The organism is Arthrobacter sp. TE12232, assembly GCF_054062615.1.
This window is the reverse complement of sequence record NZ_JBSSFK010000001.1, coordinates 2,347,121-2,365,872: the sequence shown is the minus strand read 5'-3', so window position 1 is coordinate 2,365,872 and position 18,752 is coordinate 2,347,121. Positions and strand designations below refer to the sequence as shown.

The 18,752-nt window shown below is 66.8% G+C and carries 17 protein-coding genes; 6 read left to right on the top strand and 11 right to left on the bottom strand.

From position 1 onward, the window contains the following. The first annotated feature begins 50 nt into the window (after positions 1–50). Together ACVWZ7_RS10500 and ACVWZ7_RS10495 are read left to right on the top strand one after the other, a co-directional pair. Complete coding sequence (locus ACVWZ7_RS10500) at positions 51–1,307, top strand: aminopeptidase P family protein (RefSeq protein ID WP_116765361.1); 1,257 nt, start codon at positions 51–53, stop codon at positions 1,305–1,307. 96 nt (positions 1,308–1,403) lie between these two features. Further along, on the top strand, positions 1,404–2,216 hold the full coding sequence (locus ACVWZ7_RS10495; protein ID WP_456507793.1) for an IclR family transcriptional regulator: 813 nt from the start codon (positions 1,404–1,406) through the stop codon (positions 2,214–2,216). A 36-nt stretch (positions 2,217–2,252) separates the two neighbouring features. Here ACVWZ7_RS10495 and ACVWZ7_RS10490 read toward each other — a convergent pair whose 3' ends face one another. Then, positions 2,253–3,794 (bottom strand): PucR family transcriptional regulator, encoded by a 1,542-nt coding sequence (locus tag ACVWZ7_RS10490; protein ID WP_456507792.1) that lies wholly within the window; start codon positions 3,792–3,794, stop codon positions 2,253–2,255. Between the two features lie 106 nt (positions 3,795–3,900). Between ACVWZ7_RS10490 and ACVWZ7_RS10485 the strand changes: the two genes are divergently transcribed. Continuing rightward, positions 3,901–5,436 carry a purine-cytosine permease family protein gene (locus tag ACVWZ7_RS10485; protein WP_456507791.1) on the top strand — a complete coding sequence of 512 codons (1,536 nt, stop codon included), beginning with the start codon at positions 3,901–3,903 and terminating at the stop codon, positions 5,434–5,436. A 132-nt stretch (positions 5,437–5,568) separates the two neighbouring features. Here the strand turns inward: ACVWZ7_RS10485 and ACVWZ7_RS10480 are convergent, their stop codons facing one another. The 4 genes from ACVWZ7_RS10480 to uriH all read right to left on the bottom strand — a co-directional run bounded on the left by ACVWZ7_RS10480 (position 5,569) and on the right by uriH (position 10,374). Next, on the bottom strand, positions 5,569–6,666 hold the full coding sequence (locus tag ACVWZ7_RS10480; protein WP_456507790.1) for a M20/M25/M40 family metallo-hydrolase: 1,098 nt from the start codon (positions 6,664–6,666) through the stop codon (positions 5,569–5,571). Positions 6,667–6,977: 311 nt separating this feature from the next. Then, entirely contained in the window at positions 6,978–7,934 is a 957-nt protein-coding gene (locus tag ACVWZ7_RS10475) for a ribokinase (protein WP_344361709.1), read from the bottom strand. Next, entirely contained in the window at positions 7,931–9,355 is a 1,425-nt protein-coding gene (gene uriT, locus ACVWZ7_RS10470) for a uridine transporter UriT (RefSeq protein ID WP_456507789.1), read from the bottom strand. Before uriT ends, ACVWZ7_RS10475 begins: the two co-directional genes overlap by 4 nt. Further along, on the bottom strand, positions 9,352–10,374 hold the full coding sequence (gene uriH, locus ACVWZ7_RS10465; protein ID WP_456507788.1) for a uridine-preferring nucleoside hydrolase UriH: 1,023 nt from the start codon (positions 10,372–10,374) through the stop codon (positions 9,352–9,354). Before uriH ends, uriT begins: the two co-directional genes overlap by 4 nt. Positions 10,375–10,526: 152 nt before the next feature. Here uriH and ACVWZ7_RS10460 point away from each other — a divergent pair, with 152 nt between their 5' ends. Both ACVWZ7_RS10460 and ACVWZ7_RS10455 read left to right on the top strand, forming a co-directional pair. Next, the gene (locus tag ACVWZ7_RS10460; protein ID WP_456507787.1) at positions 10,527–11,576 is read left to right on the top strand and encodes a LacI family DNA-binding transcriptional regulator; all 1,050 of its coding nucleotides are present in this window, start codon (positions 10,527–10,529) and stop codon (positions 11,574–11,576) included. A gap of 57 nt (positions 11,577–11,633) precedes the next feature. Beyond that, positions 11,634–12,833: a metal-dependent hydrolase family protein gene (locus ACVWZ7_RS10455; RefSeq protein ID WP_344361698.1), complete on the top strand. Its 1,200-nt coding sequence runs from the start codon at positions 11,634–11,636 to the stop codon at positions 12,831–12,833. Positions 12,834–12,869: 36 nt separating this feature from the next. Here ACVWZ7_RS10455 and ACVWZ7_RS10450 read toward each other — a convergent pair whose 3' ends face one another. From ACVWZ7_RS10450 to ACVWZ7_RS10425, 6 genes are all read right to left on the bottom strand, one after another. Beyond that, entirely contained in the window at positions 12,870–13,349 is a 480-nt protein-coding gene (locus ACVWZ7_RS10450) for a universal stress protein (protein ID WP_344361696.1), read from the bottom strand. Between the two features lie 55 nt (positions 13,350–13,404). Beyond that, positions 13,405–13,827, bottom strand: coding sequence for an arsenate-mycothiol transferase ArsC (locus tag ACVWZ7_RS10445; protein WP_344361693.1), 423 nt, complete (start codon positions 13,825–13,827; stop codon positions 13,405–13,407). A 180-nt stretch (positions 13,828–14,007) separates the two neighbouring features. Beyond that, positions 14,008–15,390 (bottom strand): FAD-dependent oxidoreductase, encoded by a 1,383-nt coding sequence (locus ACVWZ7_RS10440; protein WP_456507786.1) that lies wholly within the window; start codon positions 15,388–15,390, stop codon positions 14,008–14,010. 135 nt (positions 15,391–15,525) lie between these two features. After that, positions 15,526–16,533, bottom strand: coding sequence for a thioredoxin-disulfide reductase (gene trxB / locus ACVWZ7_RS10435; protein WP_456507785.1), 1,008 nt, complete (start codon positions 16,531–16,533; stop codon positions 15,526–15,528). Positions 16,534–16,555: 22 nt separating this feature from the next. After that, the gene (locus ACVWZ7_RS10430; RefSeq protein WP_344361686.1) at positions 16,556–16,975 is read right to left on the bottom strand and encodes an arsenate reductase ArsC; all 420 of its coding nucleotides are present in this window, start codon (positions 16,973–16,975) and stop codon (positions 16,556–16,558) included. Positions 16,976–17,229: 254 nt separating this feature from the next. Next, positions 17,230–17,904, bottom strand: coding sequence for an arsenate reductase/protein-tyrosine-phosphatase family protein (locus tag ACVWZ7_RS10425; RefSeq protein ID WP_456507784.1), 675 nt, complete (start codon positions 17,902–17,904; stop codon positions 17,230–17,232). A gap of 45 nt (positions 17,905–17,949) precedes the next feature. Between ACVWZ7_RS10425 and ACVWZ7_RS10420 the strand changes: the two genes are divergently transcribed. Further along, positions 17,950–18,690 carry an aquaporin gene (locus ACVWZ7_RS10420; protein WP_456507783.1) on the top strand — a complete coding sequence of 247 codons (741 nt, stop codon included), beginning with the start codon at positions 17,950–17,952 and terminating at the stop codon, positions 18,688–18,690. The last annotated feature ends 62 nt before the right edge of the window (positions 18,691–18,752 follow it).

Here is an 18,752-nt window from a genome sequence, read left to right as displayed (position 1 = left end):
CCTCTAAATTTCCCCTCTAAAGAACAGCACTGCAGAAAGGCACCACCATAATGAGCATCACCACGTCCGACAACGCTTCGTCCATCGCCGAGCTGGAGCGTCTGAAAGTTCTGCACAACGGGCAGAAGGAGAAGCTGACCTTCTCCAATGCTGAATTTGAGCGCCGGCTCGGCGGATTGCGCCGGATCATGGCAGAGAAGGACCTGGACGCCGTCGTCCTGACCAGCTACCACTCCATCAAGTACTACTCCGATTTCCTCTTCACGTACTTCGGCCGCTCCTACGCCATGGTGGTCACCAAGGACGACACCGTGACCGTCACGGCCAACATCGACGCCGGCATGCCGTGGCGCCGCAGCTACGGCGACAACGTGGTCTACACCGACTGGCGCCGGGACAACTACATCTTCGCCATCCAGGAGGCCCTGCGCACCCGCGGCATCAACCCCCGCCGGCTCGGCGTCGAAGACGATTCGCTCCCGCTGGACAACCGCAACAAGATCCAGGCGGCCTTCGCCGGGGCCACCCTGGTGGACGTGGCGCAGGCCGCCATGCGCCAGCGGATGATCAAGTCGGCCGAGGAAATCGAGGTCATCAAGCACGGTGCCCGGATCGGGGACCTGGGCGGCGAAGCCATCCGCAACGCCATCACCGCCGGCATCACCGAGTACGAGGTCGCCCTGATCGGCACCGAGGCCATGGTCCACGAAATCGCCCGGACCTTCCCGGATTCGGAAATCCGTGACACCTGGGTATGGTTCCAGTCCGGCATCAACACCGACGGCGCCCACAACTGGGCCACCACCCGCAAGATCCAGGAACACGACATCCTGTCCCTGAACTGCTTCCCGATGACCTCCGGCTACTACACCGCACTGGAACGCACCTTGTTCTACGGCGAACCCGACGCCCGCTCCCTCGAGCTCTGGAACATCAACGTGGAAGTCCACAAGCGCGGCCTGGAGCTCATCAAGCCCGGAGCTGTCTGCAAGGACATCGCCGCCGAGCTGAACGAGATCTACGTCGGCCACGGCCTGCTGGCCAACCGGACGTTCGGCTACGGCCACTCCTTCGGCGTCCTGAGCCACTACTACGGCCGGGAAGCCGGACTGGAACTCCGCGAGGACATCGACACCGTGCTGGAGCCCGGCATGGTGGTCTCCATGGAGCCCATGATCACCGTCCTGGACGGCCAGCCCGGCGCCGGCGGCTACCGCGAGCACGACATCCTGGTGGTCGGCCAGGACGGAGCCGAGAACATCACGAAGTTCCCCTTCGGCCCCGAATACAACATCATCGGCGCCTAACCGCCCACACCCCCTGAAAGGGACCGACAGCAAAAGCGGCGCCACATCCACCGTGGCGCCGCTTCCCGGCCCTCATACGGAATGATGGTAGACACCATGACCCCAGCAGAATCTCCCGAAACCACCGGCAACGGCGACACCAAGGGCACCTCCGTCATAGTCAACGCCATCGCCGTGCTGCGAACATTCACCGCCGACGAGCCACTGCTCGGCGTCACCGAGATCGCCAACCGGGTCGGCCTGCACAAGAGCACCGTTTCCCGGATCCTGGCCACCTTCGAACAAGAACACCTGGTGGAACGGGACCCGGAGAGCCGCCGCTTCCGGCTGGGGCTGGGACTGATCGCCGTCGCCGGACCGCTGCTGGCCGAGCTGGAAGAACGGCGCGTGGCCTACCCGGTCCTGCGCGAACTCACCGAACAGACCGGCGAAACCAGCGCCCTCATGGTGTGGAACGGCGCCGAATCGATGTGCGTGGAACAGATCGCCAGCCACCACCAGATCAAACACACCACCCCGCTGGGTGCCCGGTACACGGACGCCATGAGCGCCTCCGTTCAAGTCTTCCTGTCCGCCGAGCAGTCAGAACGTGTCCGGACGCTGCTGCGCAGCGGAGCGATCAGCTATCCGGGACTCGACGACGCCGGCCTGGACGGCTACCAGATCAAGCTCAAGGATGTGACGGGCCGCGGGTGGGCCATCAACTACGGCGAATCATCGATCGACGAAGTGGGCGTCGCGGCCCCCGTCTACGACCACCGCGGTGACATCGTGGCGGCCGTCCTGATCTCGGCACCCCGGTTCCGCGTTTCACGGGAAAGGCTGCAGAGCCTGGGGGAAGCATGCGCCGCCGCGGCCCACAAGGTCACCACACGCCTGGGCGGACGCGCGCCCCAGAGCAAGAACTAACGCGCCCGCACAACCGCACCCGCTTCCGCACCAGCCTCAACTGAGCCGGGCCAGCCTGGCCGCCAGATGCAGCGCAGCCAGCCGGCCCGTGGTGCGGGGGTCGCCGCCGCATAGATCGAAGATCCGCCGCAGCCGCTGGTGCATGGACTGCCGCTCGACGTGCAGCTCCCGGGCTGCGTGGGCCGTGTTGCACCCGGAATCCATCCACACCGCCAGTGTGTCGAGAAGTCGCGAATGGCGTTGCGCATCATGATCCAGGAGCGCGCCCAGTTGCTGGCGCACGAAGGTGCGCCGCTGATCGGGATCCAGAGACTGGACGGAAAGACGTTCCACTGCGAATGCCTCCGCGTCGACCACCGGATGGGGCCCGCCGCCGGGACCGGATTCTTCCCGCGAGGCGGCCAATTCCAGGGTGAGCTTGGCTTCGGACAGCGACCAGGGAGCGTCCGAGATTCCGGTCGCCAGTGGTCCCACCGCGGCCTGCATTCCATCTATGGCCGGAAGCTCCAGCAGGGCGGCCAGGAGCCTCTGCCGGCTCTCTTCCGGGGCATCCCCTGCCAAGCCGACTATTGCGAGAAGCTCGGCGTTGTCGACATAGCTCGCATGGAACCGTGCCGCCCGGGCCAGAAGCTGCTCCACCGACGAACGCAACTGTTGCGAGAGATCCGAGCGGACCACCACAGCCGCGAGCGGCGCGGAGGCCGGAATTCCTGCTGCCGAGGCCAGCTGTTGAAGCCTCCACGGCTGGCTGCCGGAATCCACCGCCCGGATCAAGGCAGCTCCCGCAACCTCCCGCAGCCCGGGGGACATCCGCTGCAGCATGGCCAGGGCCAGGATATCCACGGAACGTTTGCCGGCAGTCCGCGCGAGGTTCTCATCCTCGTCCGCCGGGACCCGGAGCATCAGCTGAGCCGCAAGGATTCCGCGCACGGGCACATCGATCCGGATCAGACGAGCATGTTCCTGCGGCGCGGGGATAGAGCCGCCGACTGTGTCGCCGACAACGGTGTTCTCTGGCGCTGCACTGGCCAGGGTCACACCTGTAAGGGAAGCGAGGGCCACCTCGGCGTGCGTGATTCCGGCGAGTACGGCCAGAATCCGGTCCAGGCTGCCGCCATGTGCCAGCTCAACGGCCATCGCGTGACTGGCTTCGTCTGCCCGCCGCAATTGGGACACCGACTCGCTGACCAGGGACGAGTTGATGGCCTGCATAACACTGACAAACGGCACCACCTTGCGGAGCTCGATCAGAGGAAGCCCGGCTGCCTCGGCGGCTGACACCATCAAGGACGGGAGCGAAGGAAGAGCGACGCCGGTTTCGATGGCCAAGGCCGCCACTCCCCGCTCTGCCAGCTGGTGGATGTAAGCGACCCGCCGGTCCTCAGAGGCGAGAGCGAGGGCCTCGCCTCCCGTCAGCAGGAGCTCACCGCCGTCGAGCAGGGGAGCGATGTCCAGAATCTCGCTCGAGTGCACCCACCGGAGCTGGGTCCGGGCAGCTCTGCTGCTGGCCGCCCGGACGACGGGATCGGCGGCCGCCAGCGTCGGGTGGTGCAGGACATCTTGAAGACGTATTGACATGACACTCCGTCGCGTAAAGCAACCATTAACTAGACACATCATATATAGGCGGATGTGGCATGTGCCACATAATCTTGAAGCACCCCAATCGCTCACGGAGGCTCCAATGCGTGAAAAATCCCCCTTGGTTTCGGCCGGCACCGCACCAGCGGCCAGCGAAGACCACGAAGCGTGGCTTCACCCCATCCCCGAATCAGAGCGCACCCGCAAGGTGTCCGGCCAGTTCTGGATCTGGGCCGGCGCCAACCTCGCCCCGATCAACTGGGTGCTCGGTGCGCTCGGCATCCAGCTCGGGCTGGGGTTCGCGGACACCGTCACCGTTCTTGTCCTTGGAAACCTGATCGGCATGCTGCTCTTCGGGTGCTTTGTCCTTCTGGGCCAAAAGACGGGAGCGACCGGCATGGTGCTGGCCCGCGCAGCCTTCGGGCGGCGCGGAAACTACCTGCCGGCGGCCATCCAGGCCCTTCTGGTGATCGGCTGGTGCGCAGTCAACACCTGGATCATCCTGGACCTGGTCATGGCGCTGTTCGGAACCTTGGGCTGGGTTGACCCGGAGGCCCACAACTATGCGTGGAAGATCGGCATCGCCACCTTCATCATGGCGGCCCAGGTGGCCATTGCCTGGTTCGGCTACAAGGCGATCGCCGCGTTCGAGAAATGGACCGTCCCGCCGACCATCATCATCCTGACCGTGATGTCGGCAGTGGCATGGTTCGGCATGCAGATCAACTGGACCTACGCCGGCCCGGCAGGTCACATCCTGGAAGGCTCCGAACGCATCGCCGCGATGAGCGCCGTCATGACGGCTATCGGCATCGGCTGGGGCATCACCTGGTTCACCTACGCCGCAGATTACTCCCGCTTCGTCAGCACCTCGGTGCCCAAGCGCAAGGTCTACTTGGCCTCGGTGCTGGGCCAGTTCATCCCCGTCGTCTGGCTGGGCATCCTGGGGGCCAGCCTGGCCACCAACACCGGCGAAATCGACCCCGGAAAACTCATCGTGCTGAACTTCGGCGCGCTGGCCCTGCCCGTGCTGCTAATGGTGCTGCACGGCCCCATCGCGACCAACATCCTGAACATCTACACCTTCTCCGTGGCCACTCAGGCACTGGACATCTCCATCAGCAGGCGCAAGTTGAACCTGTTCGTCGGCGTCTTCTCACTTGCCGCCGTAATCTTCTTCATCTTCCAGGAAGATTTTGCCTCCGTACTGGATGCCTGGCTGATCGGGCTGGTCGCCTGGGTGGCCGCCTGGGGCGGAGTCATGCTGGTCCACTACTTCTGGATCGAAAAGCGCTGGCCCGGCAACCCTGACAGGCTCTTCGACGCGATCGGCACCAAACGCCTGCCGGGCGTGAATCCGGCCGGCATCGCCTCCCTGCTCATCGGCATCTACGCCACGTGGCTGTTCATGTATGGGCTGGTGCCGGCAATGCAGGGACCCATCGCCGTCGCCCTGGGCGGATGGGACCTGTCCTGGCTCGCCGGGGGACTGGCCAGCGCCGCGTCCTACGCCATCCTCGGCCCGCGGTTCCACCGCAAGTTCCTCGACGTTCCCGCCGTCAGCGAATTGACCGTAGAGGTTGTCATGCCCCAGGCGACCGACCTTCCGGTCCCGGACACCACCCGCGCGGCCCTCTAGCGCGGCAGGCAGGCGGAGGGAACGCCAGCGCGACCCGGAGCCGAAACTTATGGAACTTGTCGCAGTCAGGAAGCACAGGTCCCCGGCACGGCCCCTCATCACGAGGTGGCCGTGCCGGGGACCTCTCTGCGCTTACGCGGGCTTGGCCATCGCGTAGGCCGCGGTGGCGTAGGCGAGTGCGGCGGACATGTCCTTGAGCAGATCCGGGTTGGTGTTCGCGATGGTGTCGCAGGCCTCGTGGTAGCAGGGATCCAGATGCTTGCCGGCCTCGCCGCCGTAGGCCTGGACCTGGGCCTGGGTTTTCTTCTTCTCATCGCCGGTGAACAGCCCGCCGCCCGGAATGCCGGCCGTCAGGAAGGCGTCGTAGTCGGAACCGCCATCGAAGGGCGTGGTTTCGGCGGGGAGCGAGTTCTCCTTGAAGAAGCGGAAGAGGATGTCCTCGATCGCCTTGGACCCGGCCGGCCCGGCGTGGCCGAAATCGGTACCGTCGCCGTCGTGCACGGACCGCACACCGTTGGGCGAGGCCACCATGTCCACATTCAGGTATGCCGGGGTCTGGCTGCGCTCCTGCGTGCTCAGCGAATCGACGTAGTGCTGGGACCCGTAGAGGCCGTCCTCCTCCCCACCCCAGAACGCAAACCGGACCCTATTGGCCGGCGTAATCCCGGACTCCTTCATCCACCGGGCGGTCTCAAGGACCGCTGCCACCCCGCTGCCGTTATCGTCAATTCCCGGGCCGTCCTTCACGGAATCCAGATGCGCGCCCACCACCACGGTGCGCTCGGCGCTGCCCTCCGTGTCGGCCAGGATGTTGAACGACTCCACCTTCGGCTTGCCCCGTCCCTCCCCTTTGAAGCTGAAGGTCTGCCGGACTGGTGAGTACCCGGCAGCCCGCAACTGCTTCTCGATGTAGCGGGCCGATTCCTCATACCCGGAGGTGCCCGAGGCGCGGTTGCCGCCATTGGCATCAGCAACCTGCTGCAGGGCCTTCAGGTGGTCCACCATGCCCCGGGACTTGAACGCGGCCAGCACCGTACGCGCGTCCACAGGACTCACCGGATCCAGCGGCGGAACAGCAGGCCGGGAAGGCGCAGCACTGGCGGATTTGGCGGGCTTGCTGCTCGCGCTGCCGGTCGGGGTGCCGGCCGCGGTCTCGGAGGTGCAGGCCGACGTCGAGAGCAGAATCACCGCGAGGACTGAGGGGAGGACGTGTTTGCGCAAAGTGATCATGCCGAGGAGCCCCATCATTAGTCGGTACAAGTTCGCTTGCTTTCCGGCCGAAAAGGTCAAGACGCTCGCCACTGACGCTCCAGTAAGTCGCGGCCGCCATCGCCCGGCAGATACTCCTATCCGATCGAACCATTGTGGGCCTTTCTGGGGTAAGTGCAACAGCGCCCTAGTTTGAAAGGGCTGTGCTGTGCAGCCGCTGGTTGCTCGGCCAAGCGGCCCCGGCCCTGCTTGCGTGCTTAACCAGGGCCGGGCGCCGCAGACATGATCTGCGGCGCCCGGCCCTGTGGCGCTCCCAGCCAGCTGGGCGGCCGCTACGCCAGCATTGCCTCGACGTCCGCCACTTCCGGGTAGGCCGTTTGCGTCCCTTTCCTGGTCGCTGCCAGGGCGGCGGCAACCGAGGCGAAGGCGGCAGCGGCCGGGAGGGATTCCCCGGCAGCCAGGCGTGCCGCGACGGCCCCCGTGAAGGCGTCGCCGGCGCCGGTGGTGTCCGTGGCGTTGACCCTGGTGGGTTCAATCCGGGTGACGTGGCCCCCGGCGCCGGCACCCGAGTCCAGGACCACGGAGCCGTCAGCGCCCAAGGTGACCACAACGCGCTGCAGTCCGCGATCGGCAAACCTGCTCCGGACCGGCGCCCACGCCGCCGTGTCCGCGCCGGCGTCGGGCACGGCGGTGCCGCCCAGGAACAGCGACGCCTCGTGCGCATTCACGAGCAGAACGTCGCAGAGGCCGGCGAGACTCGCGGGGATCTCGGCGTAAGGCGACAGGTTGAGCAGGACTGTTGCGCCGGCGTCGTGCCCCAACCGGGCCGCCGCTTCAACGGTGTCGAGGCCAACCTCGAGGCACAGGCACACCACCGATGCGCGCTCGAACACGTCGGCTGAGCCGGCAACATCCTCCGGTGCCAGCGTGCCGTTGGCACCGGCCGAGATGATGATGTTGTTCTCGCCGCTCGCGTCCACGGAGATGACGGCGACGCCGGTGGCCGCCTCGGGGGAGCGGCGGACGCGGGAGACATCCACGCCCGCCCCGGCGGTGGAGGCCAGGAGCATGGTGCCGTTGGCGTCGTCGCCGACCGCGCCGATCAGGACGACCCGGCCGCCGAGCTTGCTCGCGGCGACGGCCTGGTTGGCGCTTTTGCCTCCCGGGTTCACCGCAAAACCGTTCCCGTGCACCGTTTCGCCGGGAAGCGGTAGCCGCTCGCAGTAGATGGTCAGGTCCGCGTTCAGCGAGCCGACGACGACGATCGGGGCAGGGGTCGCGATGGTCACTTCGCCTCAGCTTCCACGGGCTTGGGAATCAGCAGTGAAGCAGCAAATGCCGCCACGGTGATGATAAGGCCCACCGCGATCGCGGTCAGGTAGGAAGCCTGGGCGTCGCCCAACGCGGAAGAGGCCACGAGCGCCGCCGGGAGGACCAGGAAGCTCAGGCCCGCACCCAGGTTGAACGCGCCGGCGTTCATGCCGGGGAGGAAGCCGGGGTTGCCTTCGGGGGAGAGGACAACGCCCAGGCCGTTGAGCATGATGTTGACTGTGCCCGCGTACATGATGCCCAGCAACGCTGTTCCGGCAATCATCATGGGCAGGCTGCTGAGGCCGAAGAAGGCAATGATGGCCAGGGCCACGACGCTGCCGGCCATGCCGATCCGCAGAACCTTGGTGTAGCCAAGAACCGGGGCCAGCCGGCCGGTGATCGGGCCGACGATCCAGCCCAGCAGGGCATAGGGGGTGAGGATGATCAGCGACATCTCGGTGGGGCCCACGCCGAAGCCGGGGGCAGTGGCCTGCACGTAGGCGGGAACGATCCCGTTGATGACCGCGAAGACGCCGGTCATCGTCAGGGTGGTGGTCAACAAGGGCGCCCAGGTGGAGCGCCGGCGCAGGTGCGCGGTTTCCACCATCGGCTGCGGGGTGCGCTTTTCCACGATCCAGAAACCGCAGAAGGCGATCGCGGCCACGGCGACCAGGGCGATGGCCAGGGTGAGTGTGCCGGCAGAAAATGCGCTGACCAGTTTCGAGGCTTCGTTGAGGGCGGTCAGCAGGGCGCCGACCGCGATCACGATGAAGAACACGCCGGGCCAGTCCATTTTGGTGCCGACTGCCGGCTTGCTTTCGCCGGCCAGGACAGCGACGAGAGCCGCGGCCAGGACTGCCAGGGCGACCATGAGCCAGAATATGCTGCGGAACCCGAAGTGTTCGGCGAAGTAGCCGCCCACAAACGAGTCCACGCCGGCAACCCCGCCGTTGACGGCGGTGATGAGGCCCATCAGGGCGCCGTACTTGCGCGGGTCGCTGACGGCCGAGCGCAGCATGATCAGGCACAGCGGCACGGTGGGGCCGCTGACCCCCTGGACGATGCGGCCGACGAAGAGCCACGTGATGTCCGGGGCCATGGCTGCGATCAGGGAGCCGACGGCCATCATCACCATCATGCCCAGCAGGATTTTCTTGCGTCCCACAATGTCGCTCAGGCGTGGCAGGAAGAGGGAGAACAGTGCTGCGGCGGTGAAGAACCAGGTCTGGGACAGGCCGATCACGGCCTGGTCCGTGTGCAGTTCGGTGCCCATCGTGACCAGGGCGGGGCTGAGCATGGAGGCGTTGAGCTGGAAGGCAACGCAGGCGGTCAGCAGTGCGGCCGTGAGCGCAGTGACGCTTCGCCGCGTGGTCTTGGGTTCGTAGGTCAGGGTGCTCATGAGTTGGCTGCTCCTGCGTCGACGCTGACGGCGGCGGACGGGTCGACGTCGCCGATGCGCACCAGGGCGTCCGTGACGAGGTTCCAGAATTTCCCGTGGTCGAGTTCCACGGCCACGGAGGTGTGGCAGTCCGCCGGCGCCGGGGCCCGGAAATCGGCCACGGTCATGCCGAGCGTCAGCTGGCCCTGCAGTTCGATGTTCACCGGCACTTTGCGGGTGGTCATGACGGTGGGATCGATGACGTAGGCCACCGCGCAGGGGTCGTGGACGGGAGGGTAGTCAAAGCCCTGGGCGTCCTTGTACGTCTTGGTGAAGAACTCCATCAGTTCCAGCACGAACTGGGCGGGCCGGGTGCCCACGGCAGCGATCTTTTCCACGACCTCGGGGGTCGCCAGGGCCTGGTGCGTGAGGTCCAGGCCCACCATGACCACCGGCCAGGGCTCGTTGAAGACGATGTGTGCGGCCTCGGGGTCGATGATGATGTTGAATTCGGACACGGCACTCCAGTTGCCCACGTGGTAGCCGCCGCCCATGAGGACGACTTCCTTCACGCGTTCCACGATGCGCGGTTCCTTGCGGGCCGCCATGGCGATGTTGGTCAGTCCGGCCGTGGGCACCAGGGTCACGGTGCCGGGCTCGTGCGCCATGACGGTGTCGATGATGAGGTCGACGGCGTGGCGGGGGTCCAGTTCGATGCTCGATTCTGGCTGGGCGGGGCCGTCCATGCCGCTCTCGCCGTGGATGTCCGGGGCGGTTTCGATGCTGCGGACCAGCGGCCGATCGCAGCCGGCGGCGAAGGGGACACCGGTGATGCCGGCAATCGTGCCGACCGAGAGGGCGTTGCGGGTGACCCGCTCGAGGGTCTGGTTGCCGACGACCGTTGTGACGGCCAGGAGCTCAATGTCCGGGTTGCCGTGAGCCAGCAGCATGGCCACGGCGTCGTCATGTCCCGGGTCGCAGTCCAGGATGATCTTCCGACGTTCCGGTTTCAAGGTGATGGGATCCACGTATATCTCCACGTCGTTGGGGGTCCGCCGGGGCGGTGCACTAAAGCGTTCAGTGAGAGTTTGGCACTCTGCCGGGAGATACGTCAAGCGCTTAACGTTCATTACGTCAAGCGCTTGATGTATTGCGGCGCATACATCCCGCCGCGCCCGGATACGATCGAGGTATGGAATCCGGCGATCGCGTGCAAGAACTTCGGGGGCGCACCCCGCGCGTCACTGCGGCCATGGTGGCCGCGCGGGCCGGGGTCTCCACCGCAACGGTCTCCCTCGTGGCCAACGGAAAAACGCGGGGGAGGGTGTCGGAGGACAACATTTCGCGGGTCCAGGAAGCCATTGCCGAACTCGGCTACGTGGTCGACAGCATCGGCAGTTCCCTGGCCAAGGGCATCAGTTCGATCGTCATTCTCGTGGCCCCGGACATCTCCAACCCGTTCTTCGCCAAGGTCATTGCCGGCGTCCGCGGCTCTCTCGGCGCCGACTACCAGCTGCTGCTCTCCGTCACGGACGCCGGGGAGTTTCCGCGCGTCGACGACGTCCGCCGGCTGCTGGCCCTGCGGCCGGCCGGGCTGCTGGTGGACGCGCCCAGCGCGGCGTTCCTGGACGAGCTGTCCGTCGCGGGACCGCTGGTCCTGCTGGACGCCCCGGGCCTGGAGTCCTTCGCCCCCTCGGTGAACCTCGACGTCGGCCATGGAGCCCGCCTGCTGGCCCGTCACCTGGCGGACGCCGGACACGAACGGGCGGCGTACGTGGACAGCGTGACCGGCACCGCGACCTTCGAGATCCGCCGGGCGGCGTTCCTGGCCGAGTCCGCCGCACTGGGCATCACCGTGGCACCGGACCATGTCATCGGCACCACCATTGACGTGGGCGCGGCCGCGTCAGCGTTCGCCGCGGCGTGGCCGGCCTGGCAGCGGGATGGCGTGACCGCCGTCGTCTGCGCCACCGACACCCATGCCTACGGGGTGCTGCAGGAAGCCCGGGTGGCCGGTGTCCGCATTCCGCAGGAACTGGCCGTGGCAGGCTTCGACGACCTGCCGTACTCGGCCACGTCCAGCCCGGGTCTGACCAGCGTCCACCTGCCCGGCGACGCCCTGGGGGCCAAGGCCGGCGAACAGCTCCGCCGGCTCATGGAGGGCAACGGCCTGGAAGAGCCCCAGCTGATCCTCCAAAGTTCACTGATCGTGCGCGGTTCCACTGAGCCGGCCGGCACCTAGGGCGCCGATCCGACGAGTTGCCGCAACCACCAACGTCCCTCCCGAGGAGTTGTCACCATGACCAACGCACCCTCTCTGACCATCCAGAATGCCCGGATCTTTGACGGACATTCGCCCGAGCTGGCGCGAGGATCCATCGTGTTCCGGGACGGGCTTATTCAGGAGATCGGCGACGTCATCCCCGAAGGTGAGGTGATTGACGCCGGCGGCAGGGTGGTGGTGCCCGGTCTCATCGATGCACATTTTCACGCGTACGCCGTGGGACTGGGCGGCCTTGAGGTTGAGCGCTCGCTCCTGAGCTACGCAGCCTTGGTGGGGGCGCGCCGGTTGGGCGCCGCAGTGCGGCGGGGATTCACTACCGTGCGCGATGTGGCTGGCGGGGACAGGGGGCTGGCCCGCGCCATCCATAGCGGCCTGGTCACGGCGCCGAGGTACTACTACACGGGCCCTGCACTCAGCCAGACCGGCGGCCATGGCGATCCTCGGTCCGCGGACCTGGACGTCTGCTTCGATCACGGTCACATGTGTGCCGTAGTGGACGGAGTGGACAATCTGCGCAAGGCAGTCCGTGAACGGTTCCGCACGGGAAGCCACGCCATCAAGATCATGGCCTCCGGAGGGGTCGTGTCCCTGACGGATCCCATCCGGCTGCCGCAGTATTCAGCGGAAGAAGTCCGGGCGGTGGTGGACGAGGCCACCCGGCGCAAGAGCTACGTGGCGGCCCATGCGTATTCGCCCGAGGCAATCAGGCATGCAGTGGAAAACGGGGTACGTTCCATAGAACACGGGAATCTCCTGGACCGGGACACCGCGCAGCTGATGGCCGAGCGCGGGAGCTTCCTGGTGCCGACGCTTGCCGCCTACGATGCCATGAGCAGAAGGGGAGCAGATCTGGGTCTGAACCCCGTATCCCAGGCCAAGAACGCCGAGGTACTTGAGGCCGGGAAGGTCGCTGTGGAACTGGCCCTGCAGGCCGGAGTCAAAGTCGGCTTCGGATCCGACCTGATGGGGGACCTCGAGGACGATCAGCTCGTCGGCATTCGGCTTCAGATTGAGGCGGCAGGCGTCCTGGAGACGCTGAGGTCACTGACCTCAGTAAACGCGGAACTCCTTCAGGATCCAAGCATCGGGGGCATCAGCTCCGGGATGGCAGGCGATGCCGTGATCCTGGATGGCGACCCCTTTGCGGACCCGGAAGTTCTCTGGGACCAGAACAGGCCGAGGACTGTCATCCACGATGGTCGCATCATCCGGTGACCCCCGTTTCCCGCTGCGGAACGGACGCGGGCGGGGCTACGCGGTGGTGTCCGGAATGATGAGGACCGGCCACTCCCGGCGGCTGACCAGGGCCGCGGCAACCGATCCTTCGAGGAGCCTGTCTATCCACGCCAAGGCACCAGGTCGCTCGGCGCCCACGACCAGCAAGGATGCGCCGACGTTGTCCGCCAGACGGCCAAGGGCCTTGGCGACGTCTCCGTTGAGGACGCGGAAGGACCACGACTCCCCGGGCTGTCCGAGGACCGCTTCAAGGTTCCGCAGCAGCTGCCCGGACGGAAAATCGGTCTCTTCTTTCACCACCGGGTCGAGTGAATGCGCCGTCCGGATGCCGTCCGGCTCCCATTCCGTCAGGAAACTGGAGGGGTCTACAAAGGCGCAGACAAGGTGCTGTCCCAGCCCGCTCGCGAGATCAGCGGCCGTGCGGACCAGATGCTCTGGAAACATCCACTCGACGCAGAGCACGATCGGACCGTCCGGCCAGGCCTCATCCGGCACGGGAATGCACACCCTCGGGGGCCAGTGTGCGGGATAGCGCCGGGACGGGCATGGCCTAGTTCCCAGTGAGCTCCGCATGCAGCTTCCGGACCCGGGCCTTGATATCGTCCCGGACCAGGCGCATGCGGTCCATGCCCTCGATACCGCGCTCGGCGGGTTCGTCCGTTTCCCAGACCTCGAAACGGGTGCCGTCGCGGGGTTCCAGTTTGGCTTCGGTGCCCAGGACGATCACGGCATCCACGGCGTCCAGGACCGCGTCGGTGACCGGTTTGGGGTGTTCACCCGTGATGTCGATCCCAAGTTCGGCCAGGGACTCCGCGGCCTGGGCGTTCAATGACGCACCCGGCTTGGTGCCTGCGGAATGGACGGTGATCCCGTCGCCGGCGAGCTGCTTCATGAGCCCGGCAGCGAGCTGGGACTTGCCGCCGTTCTTGCTGCAGACGAACAGGATGCTGGGCTTTTTCGCGGTCTGGGTCATGTGTCTAATTCTTCCTTGTCTGAGCCTGGGTTGTTGAGCAGTGCTGCTGTCAGTGTCTTGACCCGGTCATGGATCTCATCACCGATGATCCGCACGGCCGCGACGGGCAGGCCGGCCGGGTCTGCCAGCCGCGCACTAATCCGTTGCAGGACCTCGGTATTGTCCTGCAGCTGAACGAGGTCAGTTCTCGCCGGAGCGGCCGTGGGCCAGCCCGGTGGGGAACCCGACCAGCACAGGCTCAGGGGCTCCGCAGCATCCGCCGGAGGTTTCAGCCACGAACCCCGCAGTGGCAGCCGGGACGTCGCAGCTGGTGCCGATGTCCGAGGAGCAGACGCCGGTCTCGGGGAGTTCGAGCTGGACGGCGTCGGCCGCTTCCCGGTCCCCGGCCAAGGCCGCGGCGACGGAGCGGACCTGCTCGTAGCCGGTGGCGAGCAGGAAGGTCGGGGCGCGGCCGTAGGACTTCATGCCGACGATGTAGAAGTCCTGCTCGGGGTGGGCGAGCATCTTGGCTCCGTGCGGTTCCACGGTGCCGCACGAGTGGAATTCGGGGTCGATCAGCGGGCCGAGGTCACGCGGGGCCTCGACGCCCGGGTCCAGTTCCAGCCGGAGTTCCCGGAGGATGCCCAGGTCGGGGCGGAAACCGGTGGCCGGAACGACGACGTCGGCCTCCAGGGTGCGGCCGTCCGTGGAGGTCAAGGTGACGGTGCCGTCGGACACTGCAAGGGAGGCGATCCCGAAGCCGGTGTGAAGTTCCACGGCACCGGACTCGACGAGGCTGCGGAGCCGGCTGCCGAGTTGGCCGCGGGCGGCCAGCCCATCGGCGTCGCCACCGCCGTAGACCTTGGCCGCGGAGGCGCCGCGGATCGCCCAGACGATCTTCGTCCCGGGCACCTGGGCTGCGAGCTCGGCGAGGTTGAGGAGGGTGTTGGCTGCCGAGTGCCCAGCTCCGACGACGACGGCCCGGCGCCGGGCGAACGTCTCACGGTCGCGTCCCAAGACGTCCGGCAGGGGTGAGGAGACGTGGTTGGCCACGGCAGCTTCTCCCACGGCGGGCAGGCCCGAGGTTCCGAGCGGGTTCCGGGTGGACCACGTGCCGGAGGCGTCCATGACAGCTGCGGCCTGGTAGTCGCGGACTTCGCCGTCGGCGTGTTCGACCCGGACCACGAAGGGGGCGGTGTCGCGGTTCCGGCTGTGGGTCTTGTCCATGTCCTGCCGGGTCACTGCCACGACGCGGGCGCCGGTGTGCAGTCGGGACGCGATCGCCGGGAGCGCGGCGAGCGGGGTGAGGTACTGGTCGATGAAGTCCCCGCCGGTGGGCAGCGCCGTCGGCTCAGGTGCTTCCCAGCCGGTACGGGCGAGCAGGCGGACGGCGGCGGCGTCGGTGTTGTACTGCCACGGAGAGAAGAGCCGGATGTGGCGCCACTGCTCGATGGCGGCGCCCGCCGTCGGGCCGGCCTCGAAGATGAGCGGCTGCAGGCCGCGCTCGAGCAGGTGCGCTGCCGCGGCGAGACCGATGGGCCCGGCTCCGATGACAGCTACGGGAAGCGTAGTGGTTACAACCATGGTGTCCTCTTCATCCGGTGGGGTTGCGGTCCGGCACCCAACTAGCTCTCACTTAAGGCCGTTTTGAGGGCTCAAAACGGCCCCTGCTGCGAGCTAGTTGGGCAGGCCGGGATGCGGGGTGCTGCGTGGTGCAGTTCAAGAGTGGGTGGGGTCCTCCACCAGGGCGGTGGCGATGCTGTCCGCGTCCTCGAGCGCGGCGAGATAGCGTTCCGCGTCGAGGGCGGCGGCGCAACCGGTGCCGGCGGCGGTGATGGCCTGGCGGTAGCGGTGGTCGACGGCGTCCCCGCAGGCGAAGACTCCGGTCAGGTTGGTGACTGTGGTCGGGGAGTCGACCTTGATGTAGCCCTCAGCATCGAGGTCCACCTGGCCGGCCAGCAGTTCGGTGCGGGGCACGTGGCCGATCGCGACGAAGATCCCCGTGGCCGCCTGCTCACGTGTCTTCCCGGTGACGGTATCGGTCAGGGTGACGCCGGTGACCTTTCCGTTGCCGTGGATCCCGGTGACGGCGGAGTTCCAGGCGAAACGGATTTTGGGGTTGTCCTTGGCACGCTGGGCCATGATCCTGGAGGCCCGCAGCTCGTTTTTGCGCACGACGACGGTCACGGTCTTGCCGAAGCGGGTCAGGAACGTCGCTTCCTCCATCGCCGAGTCGCCGCCGCCGACCACGATGATGTCCTGGTCACGGAAGAAGAAGCCATCACAGGTAGCGCACCAGGAGACGCCGTGGCCGCTGAACTTCTTCTCCTCCGGCAGGCCGAGCTCCTTGTAGGCGGACCCGGTGGCGAGGATGACCGCGGGCGCTTCATGGGCCTGCCCCGCAGCGGTGACCACGCGCTTGAGGTGACCGGTGAGCCGGACCTCGGTCACGTCGTCGAACACGACCTGTGCGCCGAATTTCTCGGCCTGCTGCTGGAGCCCGTCCATGAGCTCCGGACCCTGGATGCCGGCCGGGAAGCCGGGGAAGTTCTCCACCTCGGTGGTGTTCATGAGGGCACCGCCGGCGGTGACGGCTCCGGCGATGACCAGCGGCTTGAGGCCGGCGCGGGCGGCGTAGATGGCAGCGGTGTAGCCGGCAGGGCCGGATCCGATGATGATCAGCTGTTCTGTACTAACGATGTCGGCGGTGACGACGTCGGCGCTCATGGCGGTCCTCCTTGGGGGCCGTTTACTTGGCGGGGGCGAGGGAGGCGATCAGGTCCTCGATGCGCCCCTTGATCTCGTCGCGGATCGGCCGGACGGCGGCGACGCCCTGGCCGGCCGGGTCTTCGAGCTCCCAGTCCTCGTAGCGCTTGCCGGGGAAGATCGGGCAGGTGTCGCCGCAGCCCATGGTGATCACGACGTCGGATTCCTTCACGGCCTCGGTGGTGAGGACCTTCGGGATTTCGGCGGACATGTCGATGCCAAGTTCCGCCATGGCCTCGACGGCTGCGGGGTTGACCTTGTCCGCCGGGGCGGAACCGGCGGAGCGGACCTCAATCCGGCCCTGGCCGAGGGCGGTGAGGAACGCTGCGGCCATTTGGGAGCGGCCGGCGTTGTGGACGCAGACGAACAGGACGGAGGGCTTCTTGGCGGTTTCGGTGCTCACGGGGTTTCTCCTGGAATCAGTTGGGTGACGGGTGCGTCGCGGTCCGGTTGAGGTCCTGTGCCCGACACGTGCAGCGCTCGGCAGAACATTGATGATGATCGATGCAGAAAGTATCGAACGATAGATTGATGATTGTCAATATTTGCAAAATCGCCTTCACCGCCCCCGTCGGGCATCCCGGCCGGCGTCGGATGAACCGGCGGGACATGCCCCTTGTCCGCAGCGGGAAGGAGTGGGCGGTCGGGGTCGGGTAATCAGGCGGCGAGCACGCGCGGCGCGAGGTCATTGATCCGGTGGGCGATGTCATTGAAGGCGTTTTCGAAGGCTTCCTCGGTGCCCAGGCGCAGCGGATCCGGCACTGACCAGTGCACGCCGCCCAGTCCGGGCAGCTCCTCATGGGCATTGTCGCAGACGGTCACGACGAAGTCCCCGTCCCCTGCCATCTGCTCCAGGTTGCGCGGAGGAAGGTCGGCGAGGTCCACGCCGTGACGCCGGGCGACTTCGATGGCACCTGGGGCGATGCGGTCCGCGGGATGCGTTCCTGCCGACGCGGACGGGATTTCGCTGACCTGCTGCCACAGTGCGGCGGCCAACTGGGACCGTGCACTGTTTTTCGTGCAGACGAACAGGACGCGGCGGGCCCCGTGTTCCGCGCCGGGCACCAGGCCCTCCAAGGCGCCGGCGGCAAGCCGGATGTAGCTGCGGCGCCTGTCGGCCTCGGAGCGGTGGCGGGTTGCCAGTCCTGCATCTTCCAGGGCGCGCAGGTGGTGGGACAGCAGATTCGACGGCATCCCCAGCTCTGCCTGCAGTTCCGTGGGGGAGAAGTCGCCCAGGGTCAGCAGGTCAACGATGCGCAGCCGCGCGGGATCGGCGAGGGCCGCATGTTTGGCTGCCCGCGCCCGAAGATCCTTGATTGCCTCAATAGTCATTGATTCAATTTTGACTGAGTTAATTCTTTGGGTCAAGCTGTTGCCATGACTTCCCACCAACCGCCGCTGTGGCGTCGTGCCGTCGCTGAACTGCTCGGCACCAGCTTGCTCGTGATGATCGTCGTCGGTTCCGGAATCGCCGCCCAGCAACTCTCCCCCGGCGACGTTGGCCTGCAGTTGCTCCAGAACAGCACGGCCACGGTGCTGGGCCTGACGGTGCTGATTCTGGTGCTCGGACCCGTGAGCGGCGCGCATTTCAATCCTGTGGTCTCCCTCGCCGACTGGATTCTGGGTCGACGCAGCGGCGCCGGGCTGACCCTTCCCGAGCTTGTCACCTATGCGGTTGCCCAGACCGTGGGTGCGGTCATGGGCAGCGTGCTCGCGAACGCCATGTTCGAGGTGGGCACGTCCATCTCTGCCAAGGAGCGCGCAACCCCAGGTCATCTGCTGGGCGAGGTTATCGCTACCGCGGGTCTGATCCTGCTGATCTTCGCCCTCGCAGCCACCTCGCGCGGCGTGCTCGCCGCGCCGGCGGTGGGCGCCTATATTGGGGCCGCGTACTGGTTCACGTCCTCGACGTCGTTCGCGAACCCGGCGGTCACAGTCGGCCGCATCTTCAGCGACACCTTCGCCGGCATCGCACCGGCCTCCGTTCCCGGCTTCGTCGTGGCGCAGCTGGTCGGCACGGCAGTCGGCCTTGGCCTCCTCCTGATCCTGTTCCCCTCCGCGGCCCGCACCGCGGACGACGCCGTTCTCCCGCGCAGTTCCGAAACGGCCAGATCCTAGCCGTCGCCGCCCCTGGCGGGCCGACCCCTCTGCGTCTCCACCCCAACGCGGCATGCGCCCCA